The sequence below is a fragment of the Acinetobacter sp. Q85-2 genome (assembly GCF_013420555.1).
In the GTDB taxonomy this organism is placed as follows: Bacteria; Pseudomonadota; Gammaproteobacteria; order Pseudomonadales; family Moraxellaceae; genus Acinetobacter; species Acinetobacter indicus.
Window position 1 is genome coordinate 15,555 of the sequence record NZ_VOXW01000003.1, and the last position, 17,519, is coordinate 33,073.

Annotated in this window: 19 protein-coding genes; 13 read left to right on the top strand and 6 right to left on the bottom strand. The window is 48.3% G+C overall.

Annotation, left to right across the window (positions count from 1 at the left end; translation table 11 throughout):
• Positions 1 to 7 precede the first annotated feature (7 nt).
• From FTT68_RS02180 to FTT68_RS02210, 7 genes are all read left to right on the top strand, one after another.
• On the top strand, positions 8 to 778 hold the full coding sequence (locus FTT68_RS02180; protein ID WP_016658266.1) for an enoyl-CoA hydratase-related protein: 771 nt from the start codon (positions 8 to 10) through the stop codon (positions 776 to 778).
• Entirely contained in the window at positions 778 to 1,569 is a 792-nt protein-coding gene (gene paaG / locus FTT68_RS02185; protein WP_016658265.1) for a 2-(1,2-epoxy-1,2-dihydrophenyl)acetyl-CoA isomerase PaaG, read from the top strand. The genes FTT68_RS02180 and paaG overlap by 1 nt, the downstream gene beginning before the upstream one ends.
• 2 nt (positions 1,570 to 1,571) lie before the next feature.
• Complete coding sequence (locus FTT68_RS02190) at positions 1,572 to 3,125, top strand: 3-hydroxyacyl-CoA dehydrogenase (RefSeq protein ID WP_180036767.1); 1,554 nt, start codon at positions 1,572 to 1,574, stop codon at positions 3,123 to 3,125.
• Between the two features lie 14 nt (positions 3,126 to 3,139).
• Positions 3,140 to 4,366 carry a 3-oxoadipyl-CoA thiolase gene (pcaF, locus tag FTT68_RS02195; RefSeq protein ID WP_171431971.1) on the top strand — a complete coding sequence of 409 codons (1,227 nt, stop codon included), beginning with the start codon at positions 3,140 to 3,142 and terminating at the stop codon, positions 4,364 to 4,366.
• A gap of 43 nt (positions 4,367 to 4,409) precedes the next feature.
• Complete coding sequence (gene paaK, locus FTT68_RS02200; protein WP_005177377.1) at positions 4,410 to 5,702, top strand: phenylacetate--CoA ligase PaaK; 1,293 nt, start codon at positions 4,410 to 4,412, stop codon at positions 5,700 to 5,702.
• Positions 5,703 to 5,762: 60 nt separating this feature from the next.
• Positions 5,763 to 6,710, top strand: coding sequence for a phenylacetic acid degradation operon negative regulatory protein PaaX (gene paaX, locus FTT68_RS02205; RefSeq protein ID WP_005177380.1), 948 nt, complete (start codon positions 5,763 to 5,765; stop codon positions 6,708 to 6,710).
• 70 nt (positions 6,711 to 6,780) lie between these two features.
• Positions 6,781 to 7,380, top strand: coding sequence for a hypothetical protein (locus tag FTT68_RS02210; protein ID WP_005177381.1), 600 nt, complete (start codon positions 6,781 to 6,783; stop codon positions 7,378 to 7,380).
• A 107-nt stretch (positions 7,381 to 7,487) separates the two neighbouring features.
• On the opposite strand, the gene FTT68_RS02215 is transcribed toward FTT68_RS02210, so the two are convergent.
• Entirely contained in the window at positions 7,488 to 9,122 is a 1,635-nt protein-coding gene (locus tag FTT68_RS02215) for a long-chain-fatty-acid--CoA ligase (RefSeq protein WP_163170044.1), read from the bottom strand.
• A 660-nt stretch (positions 9,123 to 9,782) separates the two neighbouring features.
• Between FTT68_RS02215 and FTT68_RS02220 the strand changes: the two genes are divergently transcribed.
• The gene (locus FTT68_RS02220; RefSeq protein WP_075166751.1) at positions 9,783 to 9,992 is read left to right on the top strand and encodes a hypothetical protein; all 210 of its coding nucleotides are present in this window, start codon (positions 9,783 to 9,785) and stop codon (positions 9,990 to 9,992) included.
• A gap of 42 nt (positions 9,993 to 10,034) precedes the next feature.
• Here FTT68_RS02220 and bioB read toward each other — a convergent pair whose 3' ends face one another.
• From bioB to queG, 3 genes are all read right to left on the bottom strand, one after another.
• On the bottom strand, positions 10,035 to 11,036 hold the full coding sequence (gene bioB, locus FTT68_RS02225) for a biotin synthase BioB (protein ID WP_016658258.1): 1,002 nt from the start codon (positions 11,034 to 11,036) through the stop codon (positions 10,035 to 10,037).
• A 143-nt stretch (positions 11,037 to 11,179) separates the two neighbouring features.
• Positions 11,180 to 11,395, bottom strand: a complete 216-nt coding sequence (locus tag FTT68_RS02230; RefSeq protein ID WP_005177388.1) for a hypothetical protein — start codon at positions 11,393 to 11,395, stop codon at positions 11,180 to 11,182.
• 120 nt (positions 11,396 to 11,515) lie between these two features.
• Complete coding sequence (gene queG, locus FTT68_RS02235; RefSeq protein WP_180108430.1) at positions 11,516 to 12,592, bottom strand: tRNA epoxyqueuosine(34) reductase QueG; 1,077 nt, start codon at positions 12,590 to 12,592, stop codon at positions 11,516 to 11,518.
• A gap of 41 nt (positions 12,593 to 12,633) precedes the next feature.
• Here queG and FTT68_RS02240 point away from each other — a divergent pair, with 41 nt between their 5' ends.
• Both FTT68_RS02240 and FTT68_RS02245 read left to right on the top strand, forming a co-directional pair.
• On the top strand, positions 12,634 to 14,091 hold the full coding sequence (locus tag FTT68_RS02240) for an NAD(P)H-hydrate dehydratase (RefSeq protein WP_180175156.1): 1,458 nt from the start codon (positions 12,634 to 12,636) through the stop codon (positions 14,089 to 14,091).
• A 3-nt stretch (positions 14,092 to 14,094) separates the two neighbouring features.
• Positions 14,095 to 14,370: an acylphosphatase gene (locus tag FTT68_RS02245; protein ID WP_005177399.1), complete on the top strand. Its 276-nt coding sequence runs from the start codon at positions 14,095 to 14,097 to the stop codon at positions 14,368 to 14,370.
• 52 nt (positions 14,371 to 14,422) lie between these two features.
• Here the strand turns inward: FTT68_RS02245 and ruvC are convergent, their stop codons facing one another.
• Positions 14,423 to 14,968: a crossover junction endodeoxyribonuclease RuvC gene (gene ruvC / locus FTT68_RS02250; RefSeq protein ID WP_180108389.1), complete on the bottom strand. Its 546-nt coding sequence runs from the start codon at positions 14,966 to 14,968 to the stop codon at positions 14,423 to 14,425.
• A 482-nt stretch (positions 14,969 to 15,450) separates the two neighbouring features.
• Between ruvC and FTT68_RS02255 the strand changes: the two genes are divergently transcribed.
• Complete coding sequence (locus FTT68_RS02255; protein WP_016658253.1) at positions 15,451 to 16,026, top strand: FxsA family protein; 576 nt, start codon at positions 15,451 to 15,453, stop codon at positions 16,024 to 16,026.
• Between the two features lie 116 nt (positions 16,027 to 16,142).
• A complete protein-coding gene (locus tag FTT68_RS02260; protein ID WP_005177415.1) occupies positions 16,143 to 16,778 on the top strand; it encodes a LysE family transporter in 636 nt (211 codons plus the stop codon).
• Here the strand turns inward: FTT68_RS02260 and FTT68_RS02265 are convergent.
• Positions 16,725 to 16,955, bottom strand: a complete 231-nt coding sequence (locus FTT68_RS02265) for a hypothetical protein (RefSeq protein WP_005177416.1) — start codon at positions 16,953 to 16,955, stop codon at positions 16,725 to 16,727. The genes FTT68_RS02260 and FTT68_RS02265 overlap by 54 nt on opposite strands.
• A 320-nt stretch (positions 16,956 to 17,275) precedes the next feature.
• Here FTT68_RS02265 and FTT68_RS02270 point away from each other — a divergent pair, with 320 nt between their 5' ends.
• Positions 17,276 to 17,512, top strand: coding sequence for a hypothetical protein (locus FTT68_RS02270; protein WP_370459256.1), 237 nt, complete (start codon positions 17,276 to 17,278; stop codon positions 17,510 to 17,512).
• Positions 17,513 to 17,519: the final 7 nt, after the last annotated feature.

The window sequence follows — 17,519 nt, forward strand, 5'->3', positions numbered from 1 at the left end:
ACAAGCCATGGATTATTTAAAAAGCAGTCTGGCCGCGCCGGGTGTGGTGTTAATTGAACTGAATCGCCCGGAAAAGCGTAATGCCCTGAATAATGCCACCTTAAAAGAACTGGCTGATCATCTGCAGCAGCTGGATGCAGATTCCAGTGTAAAAGCCGTGGTGATTACCGGCAATCCGCAGTGTTTTGCTGCCGGGGCGGATTTAAATGAACTAGCGCAACTGGATGTGGTGAGCATCCAGCAGGATCAGCGTCCATTGCTGTGGAAAGGCATTGATGAGTTTTCCAAGCCACTGATTATGGCGGTCAATGGTTATGCACTGGGGGCAGGTTTTGAACTGGCCCTGCATGGCGACATGATCATCACCGGTGAAAATGCCCAGTTTGCACTCCCTGAAATTGGTTTGGGCATGTTACCAGGCGCCGGTGGGACCCAGCGTTTGGCGCGTCTGGTCGGACAGCAACTGGCGATGCGCTGGGCCATGACCGGGGAGATGGTCTCCGCCACGACCGCCTTGCAACACGGCATTAGCAGTCAGGTCTGTCCAAGCGGCCTTACGGTGCAATATGCACTGGAACTGGCAACAAAAATTGCAGCGCAGGCGCCACTGGCTATCCGTGCCATCAAACAGTCCTTAAAGTCGATTCATGAAGTGACCTTGAGCCAGGGCCTCAAATTAGAACGTCAACATTTTGTCTGGCTGGCCGCGACCCAAGACCGTCAGGAAGGCATTCAGGCATTTTTAGAAAAAAGAAAACCGGAATTTAGAGGTGTGTAATGGATTACCAAACAATTATTGTCGAAGAAAAAAATGCAGTGGGCTATTTGACCTTTAACCGTCCGAAGCAGCTCAACAGTTTTAATGAAACCATGCATCAGGAAGTGTCCAAGGTTATGAAGGCATGGGCCAAAGACAGCAAGATTCGCGCGGTGGTCATTTCTGCCGAAGGTCGTGGTTTCTGTGCCGGACAGGATTTGAATGACCGCGTGGTCGATCCGAATGCCGATGCACCAGATTTAGGCCTGTCAATTGAAAAATATTACAACCCTTTAATCAAGCTGATTACCGATATGCCCAAACCGGTGCTGTGCGCAGTCAATGGGGTTGCGGCCGGTGCTGGTGCCAATATTGCTTTGGCCTGTGACATTGTACTGGCGGCAAAATCGGCGTCTTTTATTCAGGCTTTCTGCCGTTTAGGTCTGGTTCCGGATTCTGGCGGCACCTGGTTCCTGCCGCGTCTGGTTGGCCGTGCCCAAGCCATGGGGCTGGCCATGCTGGGTGATAAAGTCAGCGCAGAACAGGCGCTGCAACTGGGCATGATCTGGCAGGTGGTAGAAGATGATCAGCTGAAAGCCGAAGCCGAGAAAATGGCCGAGCATTTAGCCAAACAGCCGACCTATGGCCTGTCCTTAATTAAAAAAGCCATTCATGCTGCAGCCGACAATAATCTGGATGAACAGCTCATTCTGGAACGTGACCTGCAGCGTCTGGCCGGCCGTTCAAGTGATTATAAAGAAGGCGTCCAAGCCTTTATGCAAAAACGCACACCGCAATATACAGGATGCTAATCATGGAACAACTTTGTTTACAGCAGGCCCGTGTCGCGGTGATTGGCGCCGGCACCATGGGCATTGGTATTGCCCAATTGGCAGCGATGTATGGCCATCCAACCCAGCTGTTTGATGTGGATGTGCAAAAATCTGAGGCCGCTTTGGCGCAATTAAAAACACAGCTGGAAAAACGTGTCGCGGCCGGGAAAATGACAGCGCAGCTGTTAGAGCAAACGCTGGCCAATTTAACGATTGCCAGCGATCTTCAGGCACTGGCGAATGCGCAACTGGTGGTTGAAGCCATTGTGGAAAAGAAAGAGGTCAAACAAGCGCTGTTTCAGCAACTGGCAGCACTGTGTCCGGTAGAAACCATTTTTGCCTCTAACACCTCATCCATTTCCATTACCGCCATTGCCGCGGCAATTCCACAGCCTGAGCGTGTGGTTGGACTGCACTTTTTTAATCCGGCACCGGTAATGAAACTGGTAGAAATTATTCGTGGCCTGAAAACCTCAGCAGAGATTGCACAGGCATTGTTCAGCCTGATGCAAAGTTGGAATAAAGTGCCAGTGACGGCCAAATCAACTCCGGGTTTCATTGTCAACCGGGTAGCGCGTCCTTATTATGCCGAAGCTTTTCGTGCCTTACAGGAAAATGTCACCACGCCTGAACAATTGGATTTTATCATGCGTGAATGTGGCCGCTTTGCCATGGGGCCATGTGAACTGACCGACTTAATCGGGCAGGATGTCAATTTTTCCGTGACCCAAAGCGTCTATCAGGAATTCTTTTATGAGCCGCGCTATCGTCCGTCTTTAATCCAGAAAGAGCTGGTGGATGCCGGCTGTTTCGGCCGTAAAAGTGGGCAGGGTTTTTATGATTATCGTCAGGCTGAACGTTCACCGGCCTATCGTTTACCGGCTATGCCGAGCGTTGCACCGGGTGAACTTGAGCTTGCAGTCAATGGAAGCTGGTCACATTCTAGCGGCTTGATCTCGCGGATTCAGGCAGCCTCACAGCTGAAAGTGCAGCGTCAGCCACAGGCAGATGAAGAAATTGTACTGGGTGATGTACGCCTGCGTTTAAGCCGCGGTGAATCGGTCGAGCTGGACTATAGCAAGGACAAAGTAGTGCTGATGGACTGGCATGCTGACTGGAATGTGGCACAGGCGTTACCAATCGTGGCATCACCGGCCTGTAACGCAGCCGATATCGCCAAAGTCGAGCAGTTTTTTGCTGCGATTGATCTGATACCAATCTGGACTAAAGATCATGCAGGTCTATATGTGCTGCGTACCATTTCCATGCTGGTCAATGAAGCCAGTGAAGCAGTACTGCATGCGATAGCAACCGAACAAGATATTGATTCAGCAATGAAATATGGTGTGAATTATCCGCAAGGTCCATTCCAGTGGGCAGAAAAAATTGGATATAACACTATTTTACAAATTTTTAAAAATATGTATCGTATTTATGGTGAAGAACGCTACCGTTGTAGTATATATTTAAGCAAGAAGGCTGCACAGGAACGTACGCAGTCAGAGCAAGAATTAGAATTTCGCCAAGCAGGCTAAGGAAACCACAGGACATGGAACAGGTATTTATTTGCGATGGAATTCGCACCCCAATTGGCCGTTATGCCGGTGCATTCAGCAGCATCCGTGCAGATGACCTGGCTGCCTTGCCAATACAGTATTTAAAAGCCCAGCATCCTGAACTGCCTTGGCAGGAACTGGATGAGGTGATTTTAGGCTGTGCCAATCAGGCTGGTGAAGATAACCGTAATGTGGCGCGTATGGCTGCCTTGCTGGCCGGCATGCCGGACAATGTCGCGGGCATTACCCTAAACCGTCTTTGTGCCTCAGGTTTAGATGCGGTTGCCACAGGCGCGCGTATGATCAAGGCCGGTGAAGCGCGGTTTGTACTGGCCGGTGGGGTTGAGTCCATGAGCCGTGCACCTTTTGTCCAGTCCAAACCGGAAACCGCTTTTAGCCGCACCCCGGAAATTTTTGATACCACCATCGGCTGGCGCTTTATTAACCCGAAATTTAAAGCGCAGTTTGGCGTCGATAGCATGCCGGAAACCGCCGAGAACGTTGCAGAAAAATACCAGATTCATCGTGCCGATCAGGATCTGTTTGCCTATCGTAGCCAGCAGAAAACTGCAGTGGCCCAGCAAAACGGAATTCTGGCCGAAGAAATTATGCCGGTTGAAATTAAAGACCGTAAGAAAAACAGCATCATCTTCCAGACCGATGAGCATCCACGTGCTGACACCACGCTGGAGGCTTTAGGCAGCCTGAAAACCCCGTTTCGTAAAGAAGGTGGTTCAGTCACTGCTGGTAATGCTTCCGGGGTAAATGATGGCGCTGCCTGTGTCATGCTGGCCAATCAGGCTTTTGTCGATCAGCATCAGCTCAAGCCTTTGGCAAAAGTGGTGGCTTCGGCCAGTGCCGGTGTTGAAGCTAAATATATGGGCATTGGGCCGGTGCCGGCGGTACGTAAAGTACTGGCGCTGACCGGGCTAACCCTGGACCAGATGGATATCATTGAGTTGAACGAGGCCTTCGCCGCACAGGCACTGGCGGTGACCCGTGAACTGGGCTTGCAGGATGATGATGCCCGGGTCAATCCAAATGGCGGCGCGATTGCCTTGGGACATCCACTCGGGATGAGTGGAACGCGTCTGGTGATTACCGCCATGAAAGAATTAAAACGTCGTCAAGGGAAATATGCACTGTGCACCATGTGTGTCGGTGTGGGCCAAGGCGTGGCCATGATTATCGAAAATGTGGATGAGGACACATCCAAGTAAAAAATACAGCACTCAATCAGGATGATTGAAAAGGAGTAATAAGATGAATAACAATGCAATGGAAAAAATCGAAACTGTTTCAATCGATGAATTACGTAGCATCCAGCTGCAGCGCATGAAAAAAACGCTGCAGCATGCCTACCAGAACAGCCCGGTGTATCAAAAGAAGTTTGATGAAGCAGGGGTCCATCCTGATGATTTCAACACTTTGGAAGATCTGGCCAAATTCCCGTTTACCACCAAACAAGATTTACGTGACAACTATCCGTTTGGCATGTTTGCCGTGCCACAGGAACAGATTGTGCGTGTGCATGCCTCATCAGGCACCACCGGCCAGCCGACCGTGGTCGGGTATACCCAGCAGGATATTCAGACCTGGTCAGATGTGGTAGCACGTTCCTTACGTGCAGCCGGTTTAAGTGCCAAAGATACCATTCAGGTGTCCTATGGTTATGGTCTGTTTACCGGCGGTTTGGGTGCGCATTATGGCGTAGAGCGTTTGGGTGCCACGGTTATTCCAATGTCGGGCGGCCAAACCGAGCGTCAGGCGCAGCTGATTCATGACTTTAAGCCCACCGCTTTAATGGTTACGCCATCTTACTGCCTGAATATTATTGAAGCGCTGGAAAAGAAATTTGGCACAGCCAAAGACTGTTCTATCCGTACCGGTATTTTTGGTGCCGAGCCGTGGACCAATGAAATGCGCAAGGAAATTGAAGAGCGCTTGGGCATTGATGCGCTGGATATTTATGGCCTGTCCGAAGTAATGGGACCGGGTGTGGCAATGGAATGTCTGGAAAGCAAAGACGGCCCAACCATCTGGGAAGATCATTTCTATCCGGAAATTATCAATCCGGAAACTGGTGAAGTCCTGCCAGATGGTGAACTGGGCGAGCTGGTCTTTACCACCATCACCAAAGAAGGCATGCCGGTGATCCGTTACCGTACCCGTGACCTGACCCGTCTGTTACCTGGCACGGCACGCACCATGCGTCGTATGGACAAAATCGTTGGACGCAGCGATGATATGATGATTATCCGCGGTGTGAACGTGTTCCCGTCACAAATTGAAGAGCAGATTTTACATATTCCGCAGCTGATTCCGAATTATCAGATTCATATTTGTAAACAGGGACACCTCGACACATTGCATATTCAGGCAGAAATGCGTAAAGATACCAATGATGTTATGGCGCACCAGTTGGCCGGGCAGTTAAAAGCCCAGATTAAAACCATGGTGGGCATTAGCGTGACGGTGGATGTGTTGCCGGAAGGTAGTCTGCCACGCTCAGAAGGTAAGGCGCAGCGGGTATTTGATATCCGAAAGTCTGCATAGGTTCAGTGGGCGATTGACTGCGGTCAATTGCCCTCACAAACAGGGTGTGAATACATCGCAATGAATCCAAAACTAAAACAAAGTATTGATGATTTTATTCAGCATGAAGCCTTAAGTGGCACATCGCTGATTATGACCGTATTTGGTGACTGTATTTTTCATCGCGGTGGGATTATCAGTCTGGCTAGCCTGATCCAGCTGATGGATGTGTTTGGCCTGAACGAACGTTCGGTGCGTACCGCTGTGTTTCGTCTGGTACAAAACGGCTGGCTGGTGTCGGAAAAAATTGGCCGCACCAGTTATTACCGTATTACCGAAAACAGCCGCCAGCGTTTTATTATGGCGGACCAGAAAATTTACAGCTTCCAGCACAAGGAATGGGACCAGAAATGGGATCTGGTACTGCTCAGTTCGGTCGAGCTGGAAAATAAAGCCATTTTAAAGAAAGAACTGGAATGGCTCGGTTTTGCCAATATTGCCACCAACGTGATGGCTTATCCGGGTTGTGATCATCTGAAACTGCAAAATCTGCTACTGAATCTGCAAATGACCGATCAGGTGGTGATCTTTAAAGCCGAAACCTTGCAGTTATGGCAGGAGTCGTATCCAACCATTAAACGCATGGTGGCAACCAACTGGCCGGTGCCTGAACTGCATCAGCGTTATGAAAAATTCATGGGTGATTTCCGTGAATTTCTGAATCTGGTTGATGCTGAAGATGAACTGGACCCGGTGCAAGCCTTCCAGATCCGGATTTTGCTGATTCATCAGTATCGCCGGATTTTGCTGAAAGATCCGAACCTGCCGTTTGAGCTGCTGCCATCGGACTGGTTATCGCTGAATGCACGCAACTTAAGTAGCAACCTGTATCAGCGTGTGGTCAGTGCCGGAGAAGAATTCTTTATGGAACTGGCGCGCACGTCGGAAGGTTCAATGCCACCGGCGCATCCGCAATTCTTCAAGCGTTTTGGCGGTATTAAAATAGAAGAACCCAGCTCATTGGCTTGAGCTTATTCATAGAGCTTCCTTGCCTCGTGGTGGGGAAGCATCTACTCCGCTTATTTTAAAGGAATAAAATATGCCGTGTTACTCCATTGATGGTGTGATTCCTGTGGTGCATCCGCAGGCTTATGTGCATCCAACTGCTGTACTTATTGGTGATGTGATTATTGAAGCCGGGGCTTATATTGGCCCATTTGCTGCCTTACGTGCCGACTTTGGCCGAATCCATATTCAGCAGAATGCCAATGTGCAGGATTCCTGTACCGTGCATGGTTTTCCAGACAGCGTGACGCTGGTAGAAGAATATGGGCATATCGGACATGGGGCAATTTTGCATGGCTGCATCATTCGTAAAAACGTACTGGTTGGCATGAATAGCGTGATTTTGGATGAAGCGGAAATTGGTGAAAATACCATTATTGGTGCCAACAGTACCGTGAAAGCCAAAGCCCAGATCCCGGCCAATGTCCTGGCACTCGGCAGTCCGGCTAAGGTGGTGCGGCCACTGGAAGACAAGGAAATTGCCTGGAAACGTCATGGCACCCAGCAATATATTGAACTGACTGCACGCTGTCTGCAGAGCATGCACGAGGTTGAGCCATTGCCTGAACAAACTGCCTCACGCCGTACCTATCGCGATTTTTCCGCCGAGCATGTGATTAAAAAACAGGCTTAAGTGAATATAAAAACCTGTGATCTTTAGGTATATCGCATTGTTGATCCCATAAAAAAGCGCTGAATCTATCAGCGCTTTTTCTATCTTATCTCTACATAGACCAATATTTACACGGGCGCTTCCATCAGCACCTGACCATATTGTTCGCGTAAATCTTTTTTCAGCATTTTGCCGGTCCCACTGAGTGGAATACTGTCAACAAAAATAACCTTATCGGGAATCTGCCATTTGGCCACCTTATCGGCATAATAATCCAGTAGTTCGCTTTCGGTAATCTGGCTGTCCGGCACTTTCATGGCAATCACTACCGGACGTTCATCCCATTTTGGATGGCTGGCGGCAATCACTGCGGCCATGGCAATTTCCGGATGGCACATGGCCAGATTTTCCAGTTCTACCGATGAAATCCATTCACCACCCGATTTAATCAGGTCTTTAGAACGGTCACTAATGTGCAGGAAACCATCACTGTTCAGACTGGCAATATCGCCGGTATCGAACCAGCCATCACTGGTCAGGGCAGATTCCTCTTTGCCAAAGTAACGCTCAATAATCCAGTGGCCTTTAATCTGTAAATTGCCGGTGGTCTGGCCATCACGTGGCAGCAAGTCGGTGCCTTTTTCTGCCGAAGCCAGACGTAAATCTACCCCAAATGGTGGACGACCTTGAGACAGTCGTAACTGGGTTTTCTCCTCCGGACTGAGCAGTTCATGCTTGGCTTTGAGCTGGTTGGCAGAACCCAGCGGACTGGTTTCAGTCATGCCCCAGGCATGAATGGTGTCGCAGTTATACTGCTCTTTAAAGGTTTTCAGCATCGCTGGCGGGCAGGCCGAGCCACCGACCACATTGCGGTTCATGCTTTCCAGCGTGCTGCCAGCCTGTTTGGCTGCGGCCAGTAAACCTTGCCAGATGGTCGGCACACCCAAGGCCACCGTCACTTTATAATTATCAATGAGCTGTACCAGACTGGCACCATCCAGCCCTGGTCCCGGCAACACCAGGGTTGAGCCAACCATCGCCGCAGCATATGGCGTGCCCCAGGCATTGACATGGAACATTGGAACCACCGGCAGCATTACATCTTTGGCCGATAAATTCAGGGAGTCGGGCAGGCTGATGCCATAACTGTGCAGCAAGGTGGAACGGTGGCTGTAGAGCACGCCTTTTGGATTACCGGTGGTGCCTGAGGTGTAGCACAGCGAACTGGCCATATTTTCATCCAGTTCTGGCCAGTCAAATGTCTTGGACTGGGCGGCAATCAAATCATCATAAAACTGAACTTCAGGCAATTTTTCCCGGACCGCATCATCCGGTGCATCCAGACAGATAAAATGCTCCACCTGCGGCAAATGCTGTTTGACCCCGACAATTAGCGGCAGGAAGGTTTTATCAAAAATCACCACCCGGTCTTGAGCATCATTAATAATAAAAATCAGCTGTTCAGGAAACAGACGCGGGTTAATGGTATGGCAGACCAGACCACTCCCGGAAATCGCATACCAGCTTTCCAGGTGACGATGATTGTTCCAGGCAATGGTCGCCACACGGTCACTCTGCTCTAGCCCTAAGGCTTGCAGGGCATTGGCAAAGCGTTTGGCATTCTCTGCCACAGCGGCCCAGTCAGTGCTGCTCATGCTGCCATCGGTATTTTTTGAAATGATGGGTGTATCGCCATGATAGCGTGCTGCATGTTCAATCAGCGAGCTAATCAATAACGGTTGATACATCATACGTCCAAGCATGTTGATATCCTTATTCCATTTTTTTGTTGTTTAAATAATGTCTTGTTTCTTGACTACTTTTCCGAGGCATCATTGCCGAAAAAGGCTGTTTTTTTCATCCTAAACACTTGCGTGATGAAATCAAGAGGGGATTACAAAAAATCTGTTTTGTGCAGACTTAAACCGAAAAATGCGCTAGCTATTTGAATATAGAGTAAAAGCTTCAATAATTATGATGAATGACGTTCAAAAGAAGTCCTTGAAATAACACTTGATCTTTTTAAAAAATGTGTTAAAAAATGAGTATAACCAATTTTGGTTATGCTTGTTTCAGGATGAAATAAGCGGCAAGAAGCTGAATGAAAAAATAATCAAAAATAGGAGTGTTAGGATGCTTCAATTATTAAAAAACTTTTTCTGCTTACATATTTATGAATATGAGCAAATGGAGGAAATTGGTGCGCATATTGAGTGTCGTAAGTGTGGGGCCAATAAATCATAGAGGGGATCAAACCAGATTCAAAAAAGAAGTGGGCTAGACTCACTTCTTTTTGTTTATAGATTGCATTAACATCCGCGCAGGCTCATCTCAGCCTTTAAATATCTAAATCTCATTCCAAGCTGCTTTATTTACTGCCATTTCAGGCTAAAATCCTGTCATCTCTCTATAACTGAATGCACATGGCCAAAGATTTTAATGCCCCGACCTATATTGTAGATGATCAGCTCAGCGATACCTTGGCCTGGCTGTGTCAGCATCAGGACTGTTTTGATGCCTTTCATTTTGATGTCATCAAGCAGGAACTCACGGTTTATCATGCCAATGGTGCCGATCTGATTAAACCGGGTATGTATCTGAATGCCAATTATGGTCTGTTAATTACCTCATAAAAAAAGCCCATCCAGAAGATGGGCTTTTTCGTGTGATGAGGATTAAACCGCCATCGCATCTACCGACAGTTCCTGAACGGTCGGTTTGGCTTTTTCCGCCACCAGTCCCAGTTTCTGGAACAGTTGACGGTCTTTACCTTCACCGGCATTCGGGGTGGTCAGCAGCTTTTCACCCGAGAACAGCGAGTTGGCACCGGCCATAAAGGCCAGGGCCTGATCTGAATCAGATAAAGATTCACGACCGGCAGACAGGCGGATATAACTGGTTGGCATGATAATGCGTGCCACGGCAATAGTACGAATCCATTCGGTGACATCGAGTTTTTCTACATCGGCCAGTGGTGTACCTTCAATTGGCACCAGCATGTTAATCGGTACAGATTCCGGATGAATCGGCAAGGTGGCCAGTTCATGTAACAGGCCAATCCGGTCCTGAGTATCTTCACCTAAACCGACAATACCGCCGCTACAGACTTTCATGCCGGCATTACGCACATGCTCTAGGGTATTTAAACGGTCATCGAAGCTGCGGGTACTAATAATATTGGCATAGTATTCGCGCGAAGTATCGAGGTTATGGTTGTAATAATCCAGGCCGGCATCTTTCAGGCGTTCTGCCTGAGACTGGTTCAGCATACCCAGCGTCATACAGGTTTCCAGACCCAGCGCTTTTACTTCACGCACCATTTCCAGCACATAAGGCATATCGCGTTCATGCGGATTGCGCCACGCTGCGCCCATACAAAAACGTGAAGAACCTGATTCCAGCGCTTCCTTGGCTTCCTGAATCACTTTTTCAACGGCAATACGTTTTTCAGCTTCCAGCTGTGAATCATAATGAGCCGATTGAGAGCAGTATTTGCAGTCTTCCGGGCATTTACCGGTTTTAATCGAGAGTAAGGTACTCACCTGAATGGTATTGGCAGCAAAATGCTCACGATGTACACGCTGCGCCTCAAAAACCAAATCTAAAAACGGTTGCTGATAAAGTGCCTCAATTTCTTCACGAGACCAATCATTACGTACCGGACGCATACTGCTCATAAGTCTGTCCCTAATTATCCATATTTTGCATACTGCATATTAAGCAAAAGCGGCAGGCGCTTCATTAGCAAAATATGACGTAATCCAAAAACAAAGTCCACCTGAAGTGGACTTTGTTGAGTGAGGGAACATGAACTTCAGCATTATTCACGATGGTTGCCGTGCATGTTCTGGTTTTGCAGATCGGCACGGTGCTGTTTATTCAGCATCCGGTCATCCTGTTCATGCTGGTTGTTTTTAGGGCTATCAATAGGCCCTTGGGGTTGCTGCTGTTGCTGTTTTAAATGTTCAGTCTGCTGTTCAAGTTCCTGCTTTTGCTGTTGTTTCTGCTGCTGTTGGTTTTTATGATGCGTTTGCATAATAAGTTCCTCCTGATGACAACATCTTTTCTGTTGGATTCCTCTATTAAGCCACAATTCAGTACCACGCGCTGTAGGGCTTGTGTGGGGATCTGTGAGCTCAGGTAAAGAAATGAAAAATTATGCAGATTTGGTCAACTGCTCCTGAATGGCCCAGTCGATATGCACATTCACCACCTCATCATGCAGCGTTTTGGCCTGTTGCAGCTGGGCAATAATATCTGCGGAATAAGGCGCATTGCCCAGACCAATCGCAATATTGCGTTTAAAACTCTGATAACCGGTCCGTCTGAGTGGACTGCCTTCGGTGCAGGCCAGGAAGGTGGCTTCATCCCATTGCCAGAGCTCCAGCAGGCTCATCCGGTCCAGCCCATGACGCGGGGCAAAATCATCCAGCGGGGTCAGCTGGGCAAAACTGTTCCAGGGGCAAATTAACTGGCAGTCATCACAGCCAAAGACCCGGTTGCCAATCGGCCGGCGCAAATTTTCTGGAATAATGCCTTTGTATTCAATGGTTAAATAGGCAATACATTTACCGGCATCCAGCACATAGGGCTCGACAATGGCTTTGGTCGGGCAGATGTCGATACAGGCGCTACAGGAACCGCAGTGCGCCGTGGCCGGTTCATCAAACGGCAACTCAAGCGAGCTAAACAGCTCACCTAATACAAAGAATGAGCCGGATTTTTTATGAATCAGCAGGGTATGTTTACCGGTCCAGCCCATGCCGGCACTTTCGGCCAGCGATTTTTCAAAGATGGGGGCTGAATCGGCAAAAGGGCGCGATTCAAAATCACCAACTTTGTCCCGAATCAGGCTGGCCAGAGTTTTAAGACGACCGCGCATGACTTTATGATAATCGCGGCCGCGGGCATAACGCGCAATAATGGCGCTATTGGGTGCATCTGGCACGTGTCGTGGTGTAGGCCGATCGACCAGATAATTCATGCGCACACAAATAATGCTTTTGGTGCCCGGCACCAGTAAGGCCGGGTTGGCACGTTTCTCCAGATTTTCGCCCAGAAAATGCATATCTGCCTGATAACCTTGCGCTAAATAGGCTTCCAAACGGGGTAATTCTGCTTGAGCATCGGGCCGGGCAATGACACAATCAGCAAAGCCCAGTGCTAAAGCCTGCGCTTTAATCCATGCTTTTAACTGGACGGGATCAAGTTGACTGACCGGAATATTCTGCATGGCAGGCGATGAGTTCATAATGACAAAACAAGGGAAAAACAATGCATCCACAAGTTTATCATAGCCGTGATATTCAAGCATGGGAGCAGCGCTGGTTTGCTCGGCAAAACTCGTCTTATGGTCTGATGCAGCAGGTGGCCTGGTCAATTGCCCAGCGTGTCATTCCCATTTTACAGCAACATAAATATCAGACAGTGGCGGTTTGCTGCGGGCAGGGCAATAATGCCGGGGATGGCTATCTGCTGGCCAAATATTTACAGCAGGCTGGTTTTCAGGTGCATATTTATGCGGCTGAACCCGGACCTTCGCCTGATTTGCAGCAGGCTGAACACGAGGCTCGAGCGGCTGGCCTGGATATTCAATCTGGCTTTCAGTTTCAGCAGTCGTATGAGGTCTATATCGATGCGCTGTTTGGGATTGGCCTGAATCGTGAACTGAGCGTTGAGTGGCAACAGATTATTCATCAGATGAATCAGCAGCGCGGCTTGAAAGTGGCGATTGATATTCCAAGTGGCCTGGATGCCAATTGCGGTCAGCCTTTACCCTGTGCAATTCAGGCCAATTTGACCTATAGCGTATTGGGTTTAAAAGCTGGACTCTTTACCGGTAAGGGCAAAGCCTACGCCGGACAGGTGGAAGTGATTGCTGCCATTCCTCCCGATGCCGAATTACATGCCATCGCCCAATTGGTACCCACCCAGATTCAGCTGCCACCACGACAGGCTTTTGGTCATAAAGGCAGTTATGGGCATGTGCTAGTGGTCGGCGGTCATGCTGATATGGGTGGCGCGGTAATAATGGCGGCGGAAGCAGCGTTTGCGGCCGGTTGTGGTAAAGTGACCGTGGTTTGTGATGCCAAACATCATACGGCTATTTTAAGTCGCGCTCCGAATATCATGCTGCGCGATATTAACACTCTGCAGGATGATGCCATTGAACAGCTGCTACAGCAGGTCGATGCCATCTGTTTTGGTATGGGACTTGGACGTGATGACTGGGCGGCTTGTCAATATGCGATGTGGTTGCCGAAACTGTTACAGGCTGAACTGGAACGGGTACTCGATGCCGATGCCTTATGGTTTCTGGCCGCACATCCGCAGCAGTTACCTGAAGGTAGTTATTTAACGCCACATCCGGGTGAGGCGGCGAAACTTTTAGGCCTAACGACAATGGAAGTTGAGCAGAACCGCTTACAGGCTATTCAGGAATTACAGGCTCGTTATGGCGGCCAGTGGGTGCTTAAAGGCGCGGGCAGCCTGATTCTGGAAGATCAGCTCTGGCTATGTACTGCCGGCAATGCCGGAATGGGCACAGGTGGCATGGGCGATGTCCTGTCCGGCATGATCGCCAGTTTAAAAGCGCAATATCATACTGAACTCAGTTTACATGAGATTGTCACTTTACATGCGCAAGCTGGAGATGTACTGGCGGAATCCGGTATGCGCGGACTTCAGGCACAGCAGATGAATCAGGCCATTTATCAGGTCGTGAACAGGTGAGAGATGCAAGCACTTAAAATTATTATTCAGGGAAATGTGCAGGGCGTGGGGTATCGCCGCTGGTTTGAACAGCAGGCGCAAGAACTGCAGCTAACCGGCTATGTCAAAAATCTGGACAATGGTGATGTCGAAGCAGAAATTATTGGCGAGGAAATGCAGATTCAGGAAATTCTGAAACGCAGTCTGGTTGGACCATTGCGGGCACAGGTCACTAAAATTGAGCGCATCCCGTTTGATCCGGCAGAACGTGAATACACCCATTTCCAGATGATCCGTTAAGTAGAAACTCCCGATTTGGACACCCCCTCACCGGGATCAAGATGGCTTCCAGTTAGCGCCGTCTGCTGCTAGAACGGCTACGGCCGCGCGCCATACCACCCAGGGCATTCAGTACCGCCATTTTGCTCATACTGCCGGAGGCGTGGGCATGGCAGATGGCAGCGGCCAGCGCATCAGCTGCATCAGCTTGCGGTGTAATGCTTAAATTTAACAGCTTCATCACCATCATCTGCACCTGTTCTTTATCGGCTGCCCCATAGCCGACCACAGACTGCTTGATTTGGCGGGCGGTATATTCCGCCACCTGTAAATCCAGATTGGTCAGTGCGGCAATGGCAGCACCACGCGCTTGACCCAGTTTCAGTGCCGAGTCCGGGTTTTGCGCCATAAAAACCTGTTCAACTGCGGCCTCAGTCGGGCCATGAAATTTTACAATCCGGTCAATACCACCAAAAATACGTTTCAGGCGTTCAGGCATTTCCGTGGTTTCGGTCCGAATGGTGCCGGCATCTACAAAACGCAATTTTGAGCCATCACGCTCAATAATGCCGTAACCGGTAAGCCGGGAACCGGGATCGATACCAATAATCAGTGACATGCCAAGCCTTAAAAAATTACATCAAAATGAATTATATGATTTTACAGCGGTATTGTGTGAGGGAATTTGCAGCAACCGGTGCGGATACTCAAGACTATCAACAATGCTTCAAACTCGCTGGAGCTGCTATTAAAAATAGCAGGGACAATATATAGGTTATCTTGGTAAAAAAGGCTGCATCTTCATTTTGGCTTAAGTTTCGGGGTTTATACTGTACATCTACAGTCAAAAGCCGTGCAGTACAGTGGCCGCGGCAGTGTTTATCGGGCTGTGGCTGCTGCTCGTGTATGCGGCTTATGTTTATTTTTATCGTGCTACAGCATAAAGCTCAGGTCTGTCATTGAAAATATTAATGACAGGCCTGCACTTTAAAAATAGAATAATGCCCATATTGTTACATAAGCGTGTCAAAAAAAGCTTGATGCTGATTAAGCAGTTGATGCCTGCACTCTATTTATTTTGTTGAGATTAGATTAATTTTCATGAAATTATTTCTTATTATTCTGGCTGGTTTAATTCTGGAAGTATTCGTCTGGATCGGCGTGGGTGACCTGGTCGGTAGCATGTGGTACGTGTTCTTCTGGTTTATTGCCGCCTTCTTTATTGGTATGAATCTGATCCGTAAGTATTCTGCGGGCATCATGCCACAAATGCAGCAGATGCAGATGGGACAAATGAGTGCAGATCCGGCATTAAGCAATAACTTGCCTAAAATCTTTGCAGGTTTCCTGCTGTTGATTCCAGGTCTGATCACCGATGTGCTGGCTGTGCTGATTATGATTCCGGGCGTACAAAATGCCTTTAAAGCGGCCATGATGAAAGCGATGATGAAACGTCAGCAAGCCATGATGAACCAGATGATGGGGGGCATGATGGGCGATATGAATGGCATGGGTGGTGGTGCACAAGGCCAGAATCCGTTCGCCGATCTGATGCGTCAGATGCAGGACATGCAAAACCAGCAGGCGGGCCGTGACTCGACTATTATTGATGGTGAAGCGCGCGAAGTGACGCCAGAAGCAAAAAAAATTGAAATGAAAGATGTGAATAAACACTAAGCCATCTTTATTTGAAAAACCGGATCTGCAAGGATTCGGTTTTTTTATGCTTGCAGTGCTCGTATATTTTTGAACGGGCGATATAATAAATGACTTTTTAAGCTTCTCCCTGTGTTATGTCCTTACTGTTGACCATTTGTGCCTTACATTTTGTGGCACAGCTTAGTCCCGGCCCCGATATTATTCTGATTGCCAAAAGCTCGGCATCGACCACACGTCGCAATACCATTCATATTATTGCCGGAATTTCATTGGGCATTGTGCTGTGGGTGGTTTTAACCCTGCTGGGCTTTACCGTTCTGGTCGAGCAGTTTCCATGGATTCAGCAGGTATTGATGCTGATAGGCGGTTTGTTTCTGGCGAAAATGGGCTGGGCCATGCTCAGTGGCGGACTACGCAGTTTAAAACAGTCTAGTGCACTGGAGGATGTGCAGGCACAGAGCTCTGCACAGAAAAACTATTTTTTACTGGGCCTGTTCACCAATTTATCTAATCCTAAAACCCTGATTTATTTTAGCAGTGTATTTTCATTGGCGCTCAGTTCATCGGCCAGTGATTATTTAAAAGCACAGCTGGCAGTGATTATTCCGCTGCAAACCTTCCTGACCTTTGTGTTGCTGATGCTGTTATTGTCACAGCCGAAAATTAAGGCGGTGTACCAGCGTTCAGGCAGTTATATTGATATTTTATCGGGCGCCTTATTCCTGATTTTTGCCCTGTGGCTGGGCTATGACGCCATCGGTATGTTCTGATTCAGAATCTGGTTGATCCTGTTCACTAACCAAAGCAGAAACAGCCGTTTCTGCTTTTTTATGGGCAGATGAATAACGGTTTGGTGCCAGAGTGGTTTCGGTATTTTCAGAGCCATGAAAACGGCGGCTGCGGTTGGCGCGTTCGCGTAATCCGCCTTTTTTGATCAGTTGTACCATCTTCATCCTCCTGTATTTCAGTCCGCTAGTTTAAACAAAAGGGCAGCCGGATGCATCTGACTTAAGAGTAGTCCGATAAAATTATTGGGCAGAGAATACGGTGTTAAAGCAGCAGCTTAAGTGTCTGAAAGCGTGCATAAAAAGATAAATAAAGTCAACAAAAGCAGGCAGGGTTTACTTAAGCTTACATAGACTCACCAGTAATAGAGCTTGCTATGCTACACAGGCTCACATAAGATAAAACAATATTACAAAAAGCGTCTTTCGCATGATGTAAAAATAAAAACAAGAATTACAGTAAATTAGGAGAACTGCCTATGCTGTACCATCAATACCATTGCTCATGTTGCAATCAAGTGGTGGCGTCAACAGAAAAAGAATGTCCAAATTGCGGTTCACACAATATTCGTAGTCCTTATGGTTTCTGGATGTTCTGTATTTTAAGTTGTCTGGCCTTTGCGGTTATTTTTAAAGTCGTGCATGTCTATTTGCAGGACCATCAGGAAACCCCGACACAGCCGACTTTATTGGAAGTCTTAAAACAGGAATCCAGCTAACTGGATT

Coding starts and splice junctions, on each gene's coding strand:
- FTT68_RS02180 (WP_016658266.1), top strand. CDS start 8: ATGGATTATTTAAAAAGCAGTCTGGCCGCGCCGGGTGTGGTGTTAATT.
- paaG (WP_016658265.1), top strand. CDS start 778: ATGGATTACCAAACAATTATTGTCGAAGAAAAAAATGCAGTGGGCTAT.
- FTT68_RS02190 (WP_180036767.1), top strand. CDS start 1,572: ATGGAACAACTTTGTTTACAGCAGGCCCGTGTCGCGGTGATTGGCGCC.
- pcaF (WP_171431971.1), top strand. CDS start 3,140: ATGGAACAGGTATTTATTTGCGATGGAATTCGCACCCCAATTGGCCGT.
- paaK (WP_005177377.1), top strand. CDS start 4,410: ATGAATAACAATGCAATGGAAAAAATCGAAACTGTTTCAATCGATGAA.
- paaX (WP_005177380.1), top strand. CDS start 5,763: ATGAATCCAAAACTAAAACAAAGTATTGATGATTTTATTCAGCATGAA.
- FTT68_RS02210 (WP_005177381.1), top strand. CDS start 6,781: ATGCCGTGTTACTCCATTGATGGTGTGATTCCTGTGGTGCATCCGCAG.
- FTT68_RS02215 (WP_163170044.1), bottom strand. CDS start 9,122: ATGCTTGGACGTATGATGTATCAACCGTTATTGATTAGCTCGCTGATT.
- FTT68_RS02220 (WP_075166751.1), top strand. CDS start 9,783: ATGGCCAAAGATTTTAATGCCCCGACCTATATTGTAGATGATCAGCTC.
- bioB (WP_016658258.1), bottom strand. CDS start 11,036: ATGAGCAGTATGCGTCCGGTACGTAATGATTGGTCTCGTGAAGAAATT.
- FTT68_RS02230 (WP_005177388.1), bottom strand. CDS start 11,395: ATGCAAACGCATCATAAAAACCAACAGCAGCAGAAACAACAGCAAAAG.
- queG (WP_180108430.1), bottom strand. CDS start 12,592: ATGCAGAATATTCCGGTCAGTCAACTTGATCCCGTCCAGTTAAAAGCA.
- FTT68_RS02240 (WP_180175156.1), top strand. CDS start 12,634: ATGCATCCACAAGTTTATCATAGCCGTGATATTCAAGCATGGGAGCAG.
- FTT68_RS02245 (WP_005177399.1), top strand. CDS start 14,095: ATGCAAGCACTTAAAATTATTATTCAGGGAAATGTGCAGGGCGTGGGG.
- ruvC (WP_180108389.1), bottom strand. CDS start 14,968: ATGTCACTGATTATTGGTATCGATCCCGGTTCCCGGCTTACCGGTTAC.
- FTT68_RS02255 (WP_016658253.1), top strand. CDS start 15,451: ATGAAATTATTTCTTATTATTCTGGCTGGTTTAATTCTGGAAGTATTC.
- FTT68_RS02260 (WP_005177415.1), top strand. CDS start 16,143: ATGTCCTTACTGTTGACCATTTGTGCCTTACATTTTGTGGCACAGCTT.
- FTT68_RS02265 (WP_005177416.1), bottom strand. CDS start 16,955: ATGGTACAACTGATCAAAAAAGGCGGATTACGCGAACGCGCCAACCGC.